The following is a 16131-nucleotide window of genomic DNA, read 5'->3' on the forward strand; positions in this document are numbered from 1 at the left end:
CCCTGGCCTGAAGTCCAGGGATTCCGGCCCGGATCGTCCGAATACGGCAGGAGTTCACCGGCCGGACCAACCGCGCCGTCATGCACGGGCCCCTGTGGTCGCCCTCGTATCTCTCCGCCTCGTGCGGCGGAGCGCCGCTGGCGACCGTCCGCCAGTACATCGAGCAGCAGAAACGCCCGCTCCAAGGTGCACGTCAGAGTAGTCCTGAGATGCATTCATCCCCGGCGTGAACGCCGGGGCTTTCTGCAAGGAACCCCGTAACCCGGTTCAGCACTGACAGTGGACGTGACTAGAGTTGTGTCACTGACAGGGCTTCTGCTTAACGAACTCACGGGGGAGGACGTTGACTTGTCGGATGAAGCTGGGACCGATGCACCGCTGATGCCGCTGGTGGCCGGCCTGGTCGGCTTGTCCGGCGTGCCCGGCCTGTCCGGTGTGGCCGGTGTCGCTGCCGGGGCCATGGCCGATGTGGCCACGGAGCTGTCTTCGTTCACGAAGTTCCGGAAGCGGGTGGACGATCTGGTCCGCGATCTGAAGGGTTCGGAGGCCGGTCCGGGCAAGGTGGGGGAGTCCCAGCTCGCCCGGTACCAGTTCGGCGGCGGTGACGGGTCGTGGGCCGAGGCGGCCGGTCTGTACGCGGCGTACGAGACGGTGATCAGCGAGCTGGAGACGCTGTCGAAGCTGCTGTCGGACTCGATGGAGGGCATGGGCATCGCGGTCCTGGCCTCGCACAAGGGCTACGCGAACATCGACGTGGACGTGCGGAACCGGATGGCGGCGATCAGCGCGGAGACGACGAAGCACTACGGCGGGAGCTATGACCCGTCGCTGCCGCAGAAGAGCCGGGACGGCGACGGGGTCGCCGAGCCGGCGCAGCCGTCGGCGGGCGACGCGGGAGGAGCGATCTGATGGCGGGTGGCAGGGGCAGCGGTGGCGGTACGTCCTTCGAGAGCATGAGCCATGAGCAGATGCTGGCGTGGCTGGACCGGGCGAACGCGGGAGAGGTGCAGGCGGCCGCGGACCGCCTGACGACGGCGGCCGAGGAGATCCGGAAGATCGCCGAGGAGCTGAAGGTCCGCCCGCAGTGGGTGGCGTGGAAGGGCGAGGGCGCGGAGGCGTTCCGTACGTGGGCCAACGATCTGGCCAACTCCGCGCTTCGGCTGGGTGACTTCAGTGAGGGTGCGGCGAAGTGGCTGGGCCAGGCGTCGAACGCGATCGCCACGGCGCAGGCGTCGATCCCCCGCGACACCAAGGGGGCGCAGGCGAACCTGGCCGCGGCGGTGGCGGCCCGCAACGACCCGGACGCGGCGGCGATCCGTACCAAGTCGGAGAGCGAGCTCGCCGCCCTGGAGGCCGACCGGGAGAAGGTCCGCCTGGAGGCGGCGGCCCAGATGCGCAAACTGGGCCAGTCGTACAAACTCTCCACGGCACAGATGGACGACTTGGAACGCCCCAAGTTCCCGCCGCCGCCGGATGCGATCAAGCCGCCGGAGCCACACCGCTCATCCGAGGACCTGGATCGCCCCGGAGATGTGATCCCCCGTGGTGCAGGAGGCGGAGGCATTACTCCTGTCCCTGCCGCCGGAATTGCTGGCAACGCAAGAACTGCACCTCACAGCCCAGCGGCACCCGGGATTGATCCGAGTCAACCCCCAAGCGGTTCTCTTCCGAATGATGTGCGTCCGCCGGCGGTTGAGCCTGTGACACATGTCGGCATTGACTCGGTGTCCGCACCACCAGGAGTTCATCAGCCTGGCACGGGCCCCACGGGAGGGCCTCCAGCGACCGCACGTCCGGATACAGGCACTTTGCCGCCGATGAGTGGGCCAGTTCCTCCGATCCCGCGTGGTTCTGCACGGATGCCTTCTGCTTCAGGAGGACCCGAGAAGTCAGTTGGCGGAGGGCGCTTGCCCACCCAGCCAGGGCAAAGGCCCAACGGGCCTACTAGCGCTGGTGGAGTGACTGGAGGCGGTCCTGCCAGTGGCCGCAACCTGCCAGGTCCCGCTGGGACCGTCGGCCGGGCTGTCTCGAGCCAGGGCCCTGCAGCTGGACGCGGTGGTCCATCCGGTTCGGGAATCGTCGGTGGACGACCGGGTGCACCCGCTGCCATCGGCCGGTCGGCGGGTCGGGTACCTGGAACCCCGCTTGCTGGCCCGCTTGGGACTGGTTCAGGTTCGGTCAGCCGCTTGCCGAATATCGGAGCGACAGCACAGCCGGTGACTCGGACTGCTGGACCCACCGCCGGGCGCGCTGCGTCCACACCGCGTGATGGCATCGTCGGTGGCACTCCGCAGCAAGTAGGCCGTAGTCCGATGCGACCCGGTGCACAGCTCCCCTCAGCACCGACACGAGGAGGAATCTCGGGCGGAGTGCCCAGTGAGGCGGGCTCACGGGGTGCTGTTCGCGGTGCGCCGAGCGAATCGACGAGTCGCGCTCGGCAGCGAAACAAGAAGCGGAGGACCGACCGCCGAAGCGAACCGCCGTCCGGCGACTGACGATCAGGGGACACGAGAGCATGCGCATGCCCACGGTCAACAAGCGGCACAGGGTGTTCCGTGTCGTGGCCACGATGGCCGTCAGCGTACTGCTGGCGGGCGGTTCAGCCACGCAGGCTCACGCCGACTCCACGCGTTCCCAGCAATGGCACCTGGACGCCATGCACGCGGAGGACATGTGGCGAACGAGCACAGGCAAGGGCATCACAGTTGCTGTGATCGACACAGGGGTCGATCCAAACAACCCTGACCTGAAGGGGCAGGTACTTGACGGAAAGGACCTCGCTCCCGCAACGCGTGCCGGCGATGAACATACGGACTACGACGGCCATGGCACGGGAATGGCTGGTCTCATCGCTGGTACAGGCGCGTTCGGCGGGGGACGCGGGGCGTTCGGTCTTGCACCAGGAGTCAAGATTCTCCCTGTCCGTATGCCTGCCCAGAACGACATCAACGGCTTTGCCGGCCCTTCCTACTTCAGCCGGGCCATTCGCTATGCGACAGACTCCGGCGCCCAGGTCATCAACATCTCCATGGGTGCGCGACTCAATTCTCCTGAGCTCACTTCCGCAGTAGCGTATGCCCTCTCCCACGGTTCGCTCGTCTTTGCCGCTGTAGGAAATGACGGTGATAAAGACAACCCGGTCGAATACCCGGCATCCACCCCTGGGGTGGTGGGTGTGGCAGCAGTCGGCAAGGACCTTCGAAGGACCAAGGAATCTGGGTTCGGCCATCAGGTCGACATGGCAGCTCCTGGCGAGGACATGGTCGCTGCCTGCGGAGGGAAGACCGGCCTTTGCAGGGGACACGGCACCAGCGACGCCACCGCCCTCGCCTCCGCCAGCGCCGCCCTGATCTGGTCCAAACACCCGGACTGGACCAACAACCAGGTCCTGCGCGTCATGCTCAACACCATCGGCGCCCCCACGGACGGCGCCAAGCGCAACGACTCCATCGGCTACGGCATCGTCCGCCCGCGCATCGCCCTGCAGGACCCAGGTGACCCCGGTCCGGCGGACGTCTATCCGCTCCCGGACCTGGCAGCCGCGGCATCGCCCTCCGCGTCGCCGAGGCCCACCGAGGTACCGAGCAGGGATGCCGACGCGTCAAAGGGTGAGGCCGCCGCTGCCGCTGCGTCCGCCAAGCGTGACGACGGCAACGGCATCCTGTGGGTCGGCCTCGGTGCCGGCGCTGTTCTGCTGCTCGGTGGCACCGCGGCGGCCTTCACTGTCGTGAGGCGCCGGCGGACCAACGTTTTCTGATCTCTTTCTCTGTCCGGTGAGGGACCCGATCCTCACCCGGAAGCGCCGAGGCCCAAGGGTAACCACCGTGTGACTCAGACTGGTTGCTAGCGTGACAGGCACAGGCCAACCGAACCGACGAGGGTAGAGGGTCGTGACAGCGGATGCAGGAGAGCGCCACATGAAAAGGGCATGAAGGTCTCGGACCAGGGCGCGGTCTCCTACGACACCGGGAAGTTGAGCACGAGCGAACTCAGCGCACTGCACCACGATCCCGACTACCAGGAAAGCGTCCGCAAGGCCGTCGGCTCCTGGCAGCAGCGCATCGACCAGCTGGTGAAGGCCGTGGGTGACGCCGACGCGGGGGTCGAGGTCGCCTTCAACGCCGTGGTGGTCGACTCCGACACGACGGACGGCACCACCAACGGTTTCAACGGCAAGGCCCAGGGCGACATCGAGAAGTACGAGGCGCAGGAAGCCGAGGACATCGCCAAGCGGATCACGAACGGTGAGAAGGTGTCCGCCGCCGATCTCGCCGAACTGCAGCGTGCCCTGCGGGACAACTCAGGCGACAAGGCGTTCAGCCAGACCTTCCTCAACGGGTTGGGGCCGGACGGGGTGATCAAGTTCACCAACGAGTTGAACCATCTTGCCTTCGACTCCGACAAGAGCCACAAGAATGTGTACATGGACCTGCAGGGCGGGCTCGCCAACACCGTCGCGAAGGCCACCCAAGTGCCGGGCTCCGTTGCTGACATGCCTCCGGGGTCCTCAAAGTTCAAGGCCTGGCTGGCCAGCGACGACGGACGGTTCTACCGGGAGTGGACGCAGGGCCTGGAAAAGTACGGCACCAAGAATTACGGGTCCAACACGAACCCGTTGTACGGTTACCAGTCGTTCGTCGGCATGATGGAGCACAGTGACGTCAAGTACGACGACCAGTTCCTGTGCCAGATGGGTGATGACCTGATCGCGGCCGAGAAGAAGGTGCCCGGCATCTTCACCACGTGGGGTCCCGGCCACAAAGGAATCCAAGCAGACGCGCTCGACGGTCTTCTCGGCGTCATGAGTAAGAATCCCGACGCTGCCACAGCCTTCTTCGACCCGAAGGGCAACGGCGCCGGCGCTGATCACGTCGACAACGATCACCTGCACTACCTCCTCGGCAGTGGAGACGGCACACGGGACTGGCCGAAGCATGTGGGCACTGGCTATTCGGTGACCGTTTTCGAGAACCCATTCAGCAAGGCCGGACTGGGCCTGGCCCTGGAAGCCGCGGCTACGGGGCACCCCCCGCTCGTCGGCGGGCGGGACCCGTGGCCGGAGGCTGTTCACAACTCCGCGCAAGCCCGCGTCATGTCAGGCATCATCGGCCAGCTCGCGCCAACCTCGGGTACTGACGCGCCCGTGTCTCCGATGCTACGGCAGCCGATTGCCGCAGCATTGGGCGAGTACGCGTCGGATACACATCAGACCCTGGCCGGAGTCGACGTAGATTACGTGAGAGCTTCAGGCGACAAGGGTCACTTCGTCGACGCGCACGGAGCACACTTGGCGGCTGATCCAAAAGAGCTCGTTCAGGTCATGCGTGGGCTGTCTGAGGATCCCGAAGCCTTTGCAACTCTTCAGAAGGCAGAGGACCGCCACATCAACTATGAGCTGGACAAGCTACCGCAGGGCGCCCTCAATCATGACCTCGAGCGCAAATTCGAGAACTTCGGGGCTGTTCGCGGTACCTATGCTGCAATACAAGAGGATGTTATCAACGACATCCGCACGGAGAAACATGCGGAAGCCGACTGGAAGGCGAAAGTCGCTTATCACGTTGTTGGTGGGGCCCTCACTCCTCTTTATTTCACCACAGGGGGTGTGGCAATTGCTTATGGTGACGCTTTGCAGCGCGGAGTCGATATGGTCACCTGGGAAATGTCCAACCAATGGAAAGCGCAGGCGGACGCCGAGGCGAATGCCAAAGTTGCTGATATATTCCTTTCTGCGAATAAACACATGCCGCTGCTGATCAACGGCTGGGCCGAAGGGAGATCCGACGTCGACATGAACAATCAGAACGCAAAGGGCCGGGTGCAGGATCTCACGACGGCGGCTCTCCAGGGGCACGACAGAGGTGTCGGTACAGCAGAGAAATACCTGGCAGACACGTCGAACTGACCTCGCAGACACATCGGCTTGAACTGATCATCTATTCTCTAGACAGCGACGAGGAAAACCATGGCTCAACAGACACCACAGTCATTCAGGCGGATCCCCTTGAATCTTGCCGCCGGTGTCGTCTGCCTCCTGGTTGCGGTCGGCGGTGTCGGAACATGGTTGTACGTTGACTCGGTCGGCGGGGGCAGCGACTGCAGGGACCTCCTGGACGACAACCGGGTGCGGAAGGCCCTGGGGGCTGAATACCGGCAGGGTCTCACTTGTGCGCAGCTGGGAACTGCCATCAAACGAGTAACCACGGGATTCACGGCCGGTGAGCATTCCCTAAAGCAGGCGCAGTCGATGCAGAATATGCTGGCGGTGATGAGTGACCGGACCAGCGAGAAATCTGGTGAAATCGATGCCGACCTGGCCCTCCCTTTTTCACAGGCGCTGGCCGACTATGCGGCGGACGTGGATCAGATACTCACTTCGGTGAATATTGACTACATACGCAGGGACACATCATCGACATCTCCATGGCAGGACGAGGATGGTGTGCATATGTCGGTGTCGGTGGAATCCATGCGCCAGGTGATCCGTGCGATCTCCGGAAATCCTGTCGCCTATGCCACAGTGCGTGACTCCATTACGCGGGAAATCGCTGATCAGTTCGCAGAGACACCCCATGCTGCTGGAAAGGGTGGACTGTCCCTTCTTTCCAAGCTCTCCGCAAGAGTGTTGGGCACCCTCGACGCCGTGGCCGAGAAAGCACGGGAGGGAGGAGGTGATGCCAAGAGTTGGGACCGCGACGTCCTCGCGCACCTGACGAAGAACGCAGCGATCGTGCCCGCGTACAGCAAAGATCCTGCTGGCCACCTTGTCGCGTCCTGGAAGCAAAAACTTCGGACCGACAGCAGCTCACGCGGCGCGCTCGAGCTTTTCGAAGCCCAAGGTACGGAGATGGTCCGGACCTGGAGTGCGGGTCTGGGTCTTGGACAGGAACTCTCGGACTCCTTGATGAACGACTCACGCAACAGTGCACATTACGGTCACAGCAGCGCGCTTCGCCAGCTCGACGAGTGAGTCTGAAACCGCCGGGCGGCGGGAATATAAGCGCCGCCCGGCCGGATTTTTCGTGCTGTCCACGGTCCGTGCCATTTGCCTCAAGGGTCCGGGGACGCCTCTCACGGACTTCGGCCGTAGCTCAAGGCGGCAGATCTTGTAGCAGCAATCTGATCCCTCATAGGTGGAATCCATGGGACTGCTCGACAAGCTGACCGGAACCAAGCACCCCGCCCGCGGTGTCGTGCCAGGACCGGCCGAGGAGGTGCGGGCAGTTCTGCTCGGCCTCAACCGGCCCGATGTGCCGTACCTCGTCCGCGACGGCACCGCGGATGGCGCAGACCTGGTTGCGGAGTGGCGGATGACGGAGCCTGCCTGGCAGACCCTGTTCATCGAGTCCCAGCTGACTCGCGCTGTCCGGATCAGGATGCGCTTGGTCCAGGAGGTCCGCGAGGTCCGCGCCATTGAGGAGCAATGGGAGGTGCCCCGGGTCGGGAATCCGCCGCGACTTGCGACTTCGTCGCAGTACTCGCGCGGACCCGACAGGACCATCTCACGTCACTGGACGATCGATCGCGGGGAGAGCGGCCGCCTCGAAGCGACGGAGACTTTCCGCTTCGACGCCGCGGAGCTGCGGAACCCCTTGCGGGACGCCGTCCTCAAGTCGGGCTGGATCTGGCGCGGACTGGTCTTCGGCAAGTTGTGAGGCCGACCGGACCGGCACGCGGACCACGCGCCGCTCGTGCTGGACGCCGCCGGCCGGCTCCACACGATGCTGGATGGCGTCACTCGGGGATGTGGCTGGTGGACAACGACAGTCGGCTGCATGGGAGTTGATCACACGGAACGTTACTTTGTGCCATGCTTTGCCCATGGCTGACTCAAGCGACCTGGTCGGCAGGCTGCAGACCGATCGGCCCCACTCGGCGCGTGTGTGGAACTACCTTCTCGGCGGGAAGGACCACTACCCGGCGGACGGCGAGGTCGGTGACGCGATCCTCCGGGCGTTTCCCGAAATCGCGGCCATCGCGCGGCTGCAGCGGAGCTTCCTGGTGCGAGCGGTGCGGTTCCTGACGCGCGAGGCCGGGATCCGTCAGTTCCTCGACATCGGTACCGGGCTGCCCACCGCCAACAACACCCACGAGGTCGCCCAGGGCATCGCACCCCAAAGCAAGGTCGTCTACGTGGACAACGACCCGCTCGTCCTGGCCCACGCCGATGCGCTGTTGCGCAGTACGCCGGAAGGAGAGTGTGTCTACCTCGACGCCGATGTGCGCGATCCGCAGAAGATCCTCGCTCAGGCGGCGCGCACGCTGGACTTCGACCGGCCCGTCGGCCTGATCCTGCTCGGCATCATGGGGCAGCTCCCGGACGACGAGCAGCCCGAGCGGATCGTGGCCGAGCTGGTCGATGCCCTGCCGCGGGGCAGTTACGTGGCCCTGAGCGACGGCACGGACACCAGCGAGAAGCTCAAGACGGCCATCGAGGCGTACAACGCCCAGTCCGCCAACTCGTACCATCTGCGCTCGCCCGAGCACATCGGGAGCTTCTTGCAGGGGCTGCGCCTGATCGAGCCGGGCCTGGTCCGGTCCGCCGACTGGCGTCCGGACCCGGGCACGGCGGACATCGCTCACGAGCAGGGCCACGCCGTCGGGGCGGTGGGCCTGAAGGAGTAGGAGCTCCTGCCTTTCACTGAGCAACGCTTCCGTTGTAGCCGCTCCGTGCTGTTCGGCGGTAGGCCCCGCTTCCCGGTGTGCGGGCGTGTCGTGCCCGCGCGCCGGTGTCAGGGGGTCAGGCGCAGTGCCTGGAGCACGCCGGGGCTCAGGGCGACGTCGTTGACGTCGGACGCCACCGCGTGGCCGTTCTCGACCCGGTACGCGCCCTGTGCCGTGTTGACCAGGGTGAAGCGTTCGCCGTCCAGTGTGCCGAGCAGCAGGACGTACTCCTTTCCCGCGGTGAGGTCGGCCGTCTCGGAGCTGAAACCGGGAGTCGGGTAGAGGACTTCGATGCTCCGGTCGGAGGAGTCGCCCCCCTTGGCGGTTGCCGTCACCTGAGCCGTGGCGACGGTCATGACGATGCCGTCGACGGGTTCCTCGCGCCCCGCGCTCAGCCGTACCCGGACGATCAGGTCCGCCACGTTCTCCAGCTCGGCGGTCGTTCCGTAATCCGGCTCGTCCGCGAGCTGTTCTACGCCCTCGGGGGCCTTCGGGGCGTCGAGGGCGAAGAAGACGGACCCCGTGACCACCGCGACCACCGCGGCCGCCGTGCAGGCGACGGCGCCCGCGAGGACTCCGCGCCGGGACGTCCCCCGGGGCCTGCGCCCCTCCCGCGTACCGCGCCCCTCCCGCGCCTCGCGCCGTGTCACGGGCGTGCTTCCGAGCGGAGCGGTCAGTTCCTCGGAGGCGCGCGCCGACAGATTGTCCGGCGCCGTGTCCGGAAGCGGATTCGCCCGTGTGACAAGGGATTTGACGTTGATCATGACGACTCCTCGGGTGAGCCCTCGCGTGCGAGGTGGGCGGGTGAGGTGTAGGTGCCGCGGAACGCCTCCCGGGCGCGGTGCAGCCGGACCCAGACCGCCGGCGCACTGCATCCGAGGACCTCGGCCGTTTCGGACGTGCTGAGTCCGTCCCAGTAGCGCAGGAGCAGTACGTCCCGGTGCCGTACGGGAAGCCGTTCCAGGGTCTCGAGGACCGCGGAGTCCTCCCCGGAAGCGGGAGCGCGGTCCAGCTCGTCGGTGATGCGCCGGTGGAGCTCGGTCAGCCGGGCCGTCGCCCGGTGGTGGTTGCTCAGCAGGTTCCGTGCGGTGACGAACAGCCAGCCGGTGCTCACCTCCTCGCCGCCGAGGGTGCGTTCCCACGCGATCCGGAAGACCTCGGCCGTCAGCTCCTCCGCCGTGCCGCGGTCACCGACGCGCCGGTGCACGAAGGCGGACACGCGCGGATGGTCACGGGTGTAGAGGGCCGTGAACCGTGCGGCGCGCTCCCCGGTCGATCGCGGTCTGGATGTCGTTCACACCCCCCACATGTCATGAGCCCGGCACTTCCTTGCACCACACCTTCCGGTGCCGACTGTCTCGCGTCGGTCGTTGTCGCTACGGTGAGGCGGCAGTTGGAGCGGGGTGGGAAGCGGTGGGGATGAGGACGGACCGGTCTGAGCGGCGGCGGGAAGCACGGCGGGAGCGCCGTGAGCGGGTCGAGAGGCTCGCCGAGACGATGGTGGCGCCGGAGGTGCCGCTGGTGTGGGGGGCCGGGTGGGGCGCAAGGGCGACGGCGGCGGTCTGGTGCGTCGTGTTCGTGGTACTGGCTGATCTCCCCGCCGGGGCGAGCCTGGCGCATCCGCAGCCGGGTCCCCTGATCTCCGCGCTGTGGTCCTCCCTGATCGTCGGCTGGCTGTGCAGCTGGCTGGCGCTGTGGCGGATCACCGCCGACCGGGACGGCGTGTACATACGCCGCCTGTGGTCCACACGGTTCCTGTCGTGGTCGACGATCAGCCGTGTGGAGATGCGGCACGACGGGCAGCTGGAGTTCTTCGGTCCGGAGAGACCGGGGAAAGAGCCCATGGTCGGGCTGTTCTCGCCGCCCTGGTTGAGCCGCGTCGTCCGTCGTTCCGGCAGGAGAGGTCTGGCGGCGGCCGACACGCTGACCGCCATGGCCCGGCACAGTCACCTGCGTCCCACCGCGCAGGCCGAACGTGCGCTGATCGGCTCAGGACTCGCCCGCTGGGCGGTCGCCCTGGCCGCTGGGCTGTACGTCGCGGCCGCATTCCTGCACCGCTGACACACCTGCCCGTGTCCACCTCTCCAGCACCCTCTCGGCAGCGAGGAATGTGAAGGCGTGAATCCCTATCTGAACTGGACCATGCTGATGGTCTTCACCGTGTTCTGGCTCCCGCTGGTCGCGGCCCAGAGCGTCGGCCGGACTCCGTCCTGGCTGCGCCGCAGACAGCGCGGTCCCGTTCGGCTGTTCGGTGTGGCGGGCCTCGTGCTGTACGCGGGCGTACTGGTCAACACGATCCCGCGGCTGGCCCGTGCCGACGCCGACACGCTGACCTCCACCTCGTACATCGGCAGTGCTCTGATTTTCGTGTACGTGGCCCTGCTCGTCGTCCACGCCGTCCTTGCCGGCAAGGCCCGGGACGAGTCGCGCCGAGGGGCGGGACCGTCGGGGACGTGACGTAGTCGTCCTCGTCACACCTTTGCCTCCGGCGGCCGTCAGGGGCGTTCAGCGCCGTACTCTTGGCGGTGGTTTGTCCCCATGTCTGTGGTTAGGTCGTCTCGCATGGTGGAATCCTGGTGATCGATCACTGGTCAGTACATTGACACAGGAGTAACACTGAAGGGTCGGCCGTTTCCCGGATGGACCATGCCCGGGACGGCCCTGTCCCTGCGCGGAGGCAACGGCGCCTAGCGCTTCATCGCCGGTTCGTGCCGGCAGTCGTGCCAGAAAGGGGTCCGCCGTGACGAGACTCGACACGAAGGCCTCGCTCGCCTCCCTGCTCGCCGAGATCGAGTACCGCAACCCTGCCCAGCCCGAGTTCCACCAGGCCGCTCACGAGGTGCTGGAGACGCTGGGGCCGGTGATCGCGGACCGGCCGGAGTATGCCGAGGCGGGGCTTGTCGAGCGGTTGTGCGAGCCGGAGCGGCAGATCATCTTCCGGGTGCCCTGGCAGGACGACCGGGGGCGGGTACACGTCAACCGCGGGTTCCGGGTGGAGTTCAACAGCGCGCTCGGCCCGTACAAGGGCGGCCTGCGCTTCCACACGTCCGTGAACCTCGGCATCATCAAGTTCCTCGGCTTCGAGCAGGTCTTCAAGAACGCGCTGACCGGGCTCGGCATCGGCGGCGGCAAGGGCGGCAGCGACTTCGACCCGCACGGGCGCAGCGACGCGGAGGTCATGCGGTTCTGCCAGTCGTTCATGACGGAGCTGTACCGGCACATCGGCGAGCACACCGACGTGCCCGCCGGTGACATCGGCGTCGGCACCCGTGAGATCGGCTACCTGTTCGGCCAGTACCGGCGGATCACCAACCGCTGGGAGGCCGGCGTGCTCACCGGCAAGGGCGCCCACTGGGGCGGCTCCCTGATCCGCCCCGAGGCGACCGGCTACGGGAACGTGCTGTTCACGGAGGCGATGCTGCGCGAGCGCGGCGAGGAACTGGACGGCCAGACGGCGGTCGTCTCCGGCTCCGGGAACGTCGCGATCTACACCATCGAGAAGCTGCTCGCCCTCGGTGCCAACCCACTGACCTGCTCCGACTCCAGCGGGTACGTGATCGACGAGAAGGGCATCGACGTCGGGCTGCTGAAGCAGGTCAAGGAGGTCGAGCGCGGCCGGATCAGCCAGTACGCCGAGCGCCGCGGCTCCTCCGCGCGGTTCGTGCCCGGCGGGCGGGTCTGGGAGGTCCCGGCCGACATCGCGCTGCCGTCCGCGACGCAGAACGAGCTCGACGAGAAGGATGCCGAGACGCTCATCCGCAACGGTGTGAAGGCCGTGTCCGAGGGCGCGAACATGCCGACCACGCCCGAGGCCGTGCACCTGCTCCAGCGCGCGGGGGTCGCCTTCGGCCCCGGCAAGGCGGCGAACGCGGGCGGGGTGGCGGTCAGCGCCCTGGAGATGGCCCAGAACCACTCCCGTACGTCGTGGACGGCCGCCCAGGTGGAGCGGGAGCTGGCCCTCATCATGTGCGACATCCACACCACCTGCCACGAGACCGCCGAGCGCTACGGCGCCCCCGGCGACTACGTCACCGGCGCGAACATCGCCGGCTTCGAGCGGGTCGCCGACGCGATGCTCGCCCAGGGCGTCATCTGACCGCTTCACCTCTTGGGGCAGCCCCTGGTCGGTACGGCGAAAGCACGTTCCGGCCAGGGGCGTCGCATTTCCGCTGCTGCGATCCCGACGAGCTCGCGGCGGGAAGGCTCGGGGGACCTGAAGGCAGGTGCATGGGGAGGAATGGAATGTTCGGGTCATGCCAGGGGAGTACCTGCTGGATGACGCAGGACCCGAGGCGGTCCCGACGCTCCTTTCGGGGGAGGGCCTTCAGGGAGGACATGAGAAAGGCCCGGTATCCGAAGAAGATCCGGGAGTTGGCGGACGTGGAGGGGCGGGCTGTGGAGATGCTGCTGTACAGCAACCACAACATCCATGGCCTGCTGCAGACGGAGGAGTACGCGCGAGCGCTGCTTCGCACCTGGCGTCCGGCCTACTCGCCGGACGAGCTGGAGCTTCAGGTGATGCCGACCGCCCGCGCGAACCACCCAGGAACGGAGGGCCGCATTCAAATGCTGAAGTTCGCGGACGGTACGGGGATGGGACGTACCGACGGTGACTTCTCCGGCCGCCCGGTCTCGAACCCCAGGCAGCTCCGCGTCCTCGATCTACGCTATGGCATCATCCGGGCTCAGGCGCTCACGCCAGAGGAATCTCTGGTCTTCATCGAGCAAACGCTGGGAGAACTATGAGCACCCCGGAACTCCACTGGTTCAAGAGCAGCTACAGCGACAGCAGCAACGGCAACGACTGCCTCGAAGTCGCCCCCACCCCCACCACCATCCACATCCGCGACTCCAAGAACACCAAGGGCCCGCAGCTCGCCCTCGCCCCCGGCGCCTGGGCGCACTTCGTGGCGTACGCCTCGGAAAGCTGACCGCTCAACGGCTCGCGTCCCCGCGCCCGGCCGGCTCGCCGAGCGCCGTCGCCAGGCGGCCCAGCAGCTTGGCGTAGACCGTCGTCGCCGCGGCGACGACCGTCGGGATGAGCGCCAGGACCAGGATGCCCAGCAGCGTCGGCCACTGGCGCATCCCGTCGTCACAGACCGGGCCCTCCCCCGGGAGTGCCGCGATCAGCGGACCCTGGCAGCCCCGGCCGTTGGCGGAGACGTCAGGGCTGTCCGAGGCAAGCATCAGGACCGCGAAGAGACCCCACATCAGCAGCGCGGCCAGTACCCAGGCGATCGACCACTTGTCCATGCGGTCCGCGTCCCGGAGTGTCTTCTCGTGCCCACGGTTCCCGTCCCCGGGTGCCGTTGCCCCGGGCGTCTCCCCGGTGCCCTGCGCGTCGGCTGCCGCCATCCCGTCCCCCGAGTATTCGCGGTGTGCGCTTCCGTCCTCGGCGCCCGACCCTAGCGCGAAGATCACCAACTCGCCCGCGCGGCCCGCCACTTATGGGTGCCGGCGGGCAGACACCTTGACCCGGAACGCGATCAGCCACTTTCCGGCCGGACCTCGCCACGGATACTCTGAGCGACATGTCGGTTGCCAACGGTGGCATGGAGGGTGGATGCAGGACAGGCCGGCGCACCGTGGACGGGACAGCGTCCCTCTGCCGAGAGGCGGGGAGGGCCGAGGGCAGCCCGCGCAGTCCGACGCGACCCAGCAGGCAGTGCCGTGCGTCCCGGGCGCGCGTCCGCATCCTCCCGAATCCGGGCCGGAACGCCCCCGGCTGGAGCCGTCACCCATGGGTGACCACGGCCACCAGGGAGATTTCGGCGAGCAGTTCGTGCAGTCGCCGGCCGTCTCCGCCAACCTCGACGTCGTTCCCAGACCGTTCCTAGAGACTGAGCGGGAGTGAGTCCTGGTGCCAGGACTCGTGCTCAGCCGCGTGCCCCGAACGGTTGTGGGCACACTGGTCGCCCGCTTTCGCTCCGCATCCGGCGCCGGCGGATCGTGTCCGTGGTCCGGGAAGGCGGGGGCGGGGTCCCTCACGCCCCGGGCTACCCGACGCGGCCTGGACGGTCCGATGCCCCACACGATCGCTCCGGTCGTGTGGGGGCGGTGCCGTCCGTCGCCGGATCGGGTGTCCCAGGGCGCGTCGTCCGATCGCCACGGCGGCAGCGTCGTGCCGGGTAGGCTTGCGTGTCTGGCTGGTGAGGGGTTTTTGCCAGTGCTGGGCGCCCCAGCGGCTGGTGTAGGCCGGGTCGACCGCGACAACGGTCACACCGAGTTCGGCGGCCATCGACACCAGCCGGGCGCGCAGCCTGGCCACGGGCAGGCCGCTGATGAGTTTCCGGAAGCGTTTGCGTCTGCCGTGCTTCTCCCGGGTCTTCTCCGCGGCAAAGTCCAGGTCCTCGATGGCGAGGGCCAGGCCGTGGCGGGCGGCCCAGTGCAGCAGGCGGATCAGGGCGTGGCGCACCTGCGCGTCGCGGTGCTGTGCGCTGCCGGTCAGGGCGTAGTCGAAGCGGCGGGGGCCGCCGACTGGGTTGCCGTGCTCGTCCAGGCGCCAGGCGGCCAGGTGGTCGGCGTTCATATCCACCCCGGCCAGCCCGCCCGTCCGAACGGCCTGCAGCGGCACGGCCTTGACCGGCGGGTTCTGCCAGGAGGCGGTCACATACCAGCGGCCTCGGCCGGTGTCGTAGTGGAGGCGGTAGGCCACCGCACGGTTCGCCGCGACGCGGTCGGCCCACTGCTCGCCGCGGTGGCGGAAGCGGGCCCGGCAGGCGAGCACGTACCGGCCGTGGGGCGCGTTGGCCAGGCCAGCCAGCGGCGTCGGGAGTTTGATGCTCACCTTCCCCTCCGGCGAGATGCGGATGGTCTCGTTGCCGTAGCGCTTGCCGGACTCGCCGTCGGCCTGCAGGAACCAGCGCTCGGCCCGCCACCGCAGCCCCCACTGCGCCTCGGTCAACTGAACGGCTTCGAGATGCCGGCGGTTGCGGAGCAGCTTCTTGCCGCCGCGCACCACGTGCACCCGCCCGGCCTCGAAGTCGGCCCGCACCCGCTCCAGCCGGTCCTCCAGCACGTGCAGGCGCCGCGCCTTGGCGAACCACTCCCGCCGGGAGCGGTAGCCGCCCGGCGCGTTCTTGGTGCCCTTGGCGCCGAGGGGCAGCGCGAGCCGACGCCTGATCGCCTCGATACCCGCCTGGAGAATCTGGAGGTGGGCGAGCTGCCCGCGCCGCGCCAAAGCCCACTGGTCGTGCGTGGCCCTGGTGATGCTGCCCGCCCACCGCGCGGACGACTCCCCCGTCAGCGCCCGCTTGCGCCGCGCCCACTGCTCGCCGTCGTGCTTCAGGCCCGCCGCGCAGCGCGCCTTCAGGTCACCGGCGGCCAGCGAGCCGAGCAGTCCGCCGACCCGGCGCAGCACCGTCTCGTCCTGCCCGGTCAGACCCTTGAGACCGGAGCGGACCGCCACCCCGGGCGGGCCGGGCACCACGAACGGCGCCGCCACCTTCCGCAGCCCACCCATTACCC

General features: G+C 67.6%; 13 protein-coding genes and 3 pseudogenes. 12 read left to right on the top strand and 4 right to left on the bottom strand.

From position 1 onward, the window contains the following. Positions 1 to 17: 17 nt before the first annotated feature. From C1I97_RS00470 to C1I97_RS00505, 7 genes and pseudogenes are all read left to right on the top strand, one after another. Positions 18 to 230: pseudogene (locus C1I97_RS00470) on the top strand (transposase); the annotation flags it as partial. A 118-nt stretch (positions 231 to 348) separates the two neighbouring features. Then, the gene (locus C1I97_RS00475; RefSeq protein ID WP_309147764.1) at positions 349 to 909 is read left to right on the top strand and encodes a hypothetical protein; all 561 of its coding nucleotides are present in this window, start codon (positions 349 to 351) and stop codon (positions 907 to 909) included. A gap of 1606 nt (positions 910 to 2515) precedes the next feature. Continuing rightward, positions 2516 to 3757, top strand: a complete 1242-nt coding sequence (mycP, locus tag C1I97_RS00485) for a type VII secretion-associated serine protease mycosin (RefSeq protein WP_111001210.1) — start codon at positions 2516 to 2518, stop codon at positions 3755 to 3757. 171 nt (positions 3758 to 3928) lie between these two features. After that, positions 3929 to 5905, top strand: coding sequence for a DUF6571 family protein (locus tag C1I97_RS00490; RefSeq protein ID WP_111001211.1), 1977 nt, complete (start codon positions 3929 to 3931; stop codon positions 5903 to 5905). A 60-nt stretch (positions 5906 to 5965) separates the two neighbouring features. Beyond that, complete coding sequence (locus C1I97_RS00495) at positions 5966 to 6970, top strand: hypothetical protein (RefSeq protein WP_111001212.1); 1005 nt, start codon at positions 5966 to 5968, stop codon at positions 6968 to 6970. Positions 6971 to 7142: 172 nt separating this feature from the next. Further along, positions 7143 to 7655, top strand: a complete 513-nt coding sequence (locus C1I97_RS00500; protein WP_111001213.1) for a hypothetical protein — start codon at positions 7143 to 7145, stop codon at positions 7653 to 7655. 166 nt (positions 7656 to 7821) lie between these two features. Further along, complete coding sequence (locus C1I97_RS00505) at positions 7822 to 8625, top strand: SAM-dependent methyltransferase (RefSeq protein WP_111001214.1); 804 nt, start codon at positions 7822 to 7824, stop codon at positions 8623 to 8625. A gap of 107 nt (positions 8626 to 8732) precedes the next feature. On the opposite strand, the gene C1I97_RS00510 is transcribed toward C1I97_RS00505, so the two are convergent. Beyond that, a complete protein-coding gene (locus C1I97_RS00510; protein WP_111001215.1) occupies positions 8733 to 9428 on the bottom strand; it encodes a hypothetical protein in 696 nt (231 codons plus the stop codon). Then, positions 9425 to 9901: pseudogene (locus C1I97_RS00515) on the bottom strand (RNA polymerase sigma factor); the annotation flags it as partial. The gene C1I97_RS00510 and the pseudogene C1I97_RS00515, both read right to left, overlap by 4 nt. Positions 9902 to 10083: 182 nt before the next feature. On the opposite strand from C1I97_RS00515, the gene C1I97_RS00520 reads away from it, so the two are divergent. The 5 genes and pseudogenes from C1I97_RS00520 to C1I97_RS00540 all read left to right on the top strand — a co-directional run bounded on the left by C1I97_RS00520 (position 10084) and on the right by C1I97_RS00540 (position 13595). Next, complete coding sequence (locus C1I97_RS00520; RefSeq protein ID WP_146608121.1) at positions 10084 to 10725, top strand: PH domain-containing protein; 642 nt, start codon at positions 10084 to 10086, stop codon at positions 10723 to 10725. Between the two features lie 57 nt (positions 10726 to 10782). Next, positions 10783 to 11121, top strand: a complete 339-nt coding sequence (locus C1I97_RS00525; protein ID WP_111001218.1) for a hypothetical protein — start codon at positions 10783 to 10785, stop codon at positions 11119 to 11121. Between the two features lie 283 nt (positions 11122 to 11404). Continuing rightward, positions 11405 to 12760 carry an NADP-specific glutamate dehydrogenase gene (gdhA, locus tag C1I97_RS00530; RefSeq protein ID WP_111001219.1) on the top strand — a complete coding sequence of 452 codons (1356 nt, stop codon included), beginning with the start codon at positions 11405 to 11407 and terminating at the stop codon, positions 12758 to 12760. A gap of 224 nt (positions 12761 to 12984) precedes the next feature. Further along, positions 12985 to 13410: pseudogene (locus C1I97_RS00535) on the top strand (Scr1 family TA system antitoxin-like transcriptional regulator); the annotation flags it as partial. Then, positions 13407 to 13595, top strand: coding sequence for a DUF397 domain-containing protein (locus C1I97_RS00540; protein WP_111001220.1), 189 nt, complete (start codon positions 13407 to 13409; stop codon positions 13593 to 13595). The pseudogene C1I97_RS00535 and the gene C1I97_RS00540, both read left to right, overlap by 4 nt. Positions 13596 to 13599: 4 nt before the next feature. On the opposite strand, the gene C1I97_RS00545 is transcribed toward C1I97_RS00540, so the two are convergent. Both C1I97_RS00545 and C1I97_RS00550 read right to left on the bottom strand, forming a co-directional pair. Further along, positions 13600 to 14019, bottom strand: coding sequence for a hypothetical protein (locus C1I97_RS00545; RefSeq protein WP_146608122.1), 420 nt, complete (start codon positions 14017 to 14019; stop codon positions 13600 to 13602). A gap of 478 nt (positions 14020 to 14497) precedes the next feature. Beyond that, positions 14498 to 16126 carry an IS200/IS605 family element transposase accessory protein TnpB gene (locus tag C1I97_RS00550; RefSeq protein ID WP_111001222.1) on the bottom strand — a complete coding sequence of 543 codons (1629 nt, stop codon included), beginning with the start codon at positions 16124 to 16126 and terminating at the stop codon, positions 14498 to 14500. Positions 16127 to 16131: the final 5 nt, after the last annotated feature.

The organism is Streptomyces sp. NTH33 (assembly GCF_003236365.1).
Lineage (GTDB): Bacteria > Actinomycetota > Actinomycetes > Streptomycetales > Streptomycetaceae > Streptomyces.

Excerpts from the sequence above, each read along its gene's own strand:
- C1I97_RS00500 (WP_111001213.1), top strand. The coding sequence starts at position 7,143 with ATGGGACTGCTCGACAAGCTGACCGGAACCAAGCACCCCGCCCGCGGT.
- mycP (WP_111001210.1), top strand. The coding sequence starts at position 2,516 with ATGCGCATGCCCACGGTCAACAAGCGGCACAGGGTGTTCCGTGTCGTG.
- C1I97_RS00550 (WP_111001222.1), bottom strand. The coding sequence starts at position 16,126 with ATGGGTGGGCTGCGGAAGGTGGCGGCGCCGTTCGTGGTGCCCGGCCCG.
- C1I97_RS00545 (WP_146608122.1), bottom strand. The coding sequence starts at position 14,019 with ATGGCGGCAGCCGACGCGCAGGGCACCGGGGAGACGCCCGGGGCAACG.
- C1I97_RS00505 (WP_111001214.1), top strand. The coding sequence starts at position 7,822 with ATGGCTGACTCAAGCGACCTGGTCGGCAGGCTGCAGACCGATCGGCCC.
- C1I97_RS00490 (WP_111001211.1), top strand. The coding sequence starts at position 3,929 with ATGAAGGTCTCGGACCAGGGCGCGGTCTCCTACGACACCGGGAAGTTG.
- C1I97_RS00520 (WP_146608121.1), top strand. The coding sequence starts at position 10,084 with ATGAGGACGGACCGGTCTGAGCGGCGGCGGGAAGCACGGCGGGAGCGC.
- C1I97_RS00510 (WP_111001215.1), bottom strand. The coding sequence starts at position 9,428 with ATGATCAACGTCAAATCCCTTGTCACACGGGCGAATCCGCTTCCGGAC.
- C1I97_RS00495 (WP_111001212.1), top strand. The coding sequence starts at position 5,966 with ATGGCTCAACAGACACCACAGTCATTCAGGCGGATCCCCTTGAATCTT.
- C1I97_RS00540 (WP_111001220.1), top strand. The coding sequence starts at position 13,407 with ATGAGCACCCCGGAACTCCACTGGTTCAAGAGCAGCTACAGCGACAGC.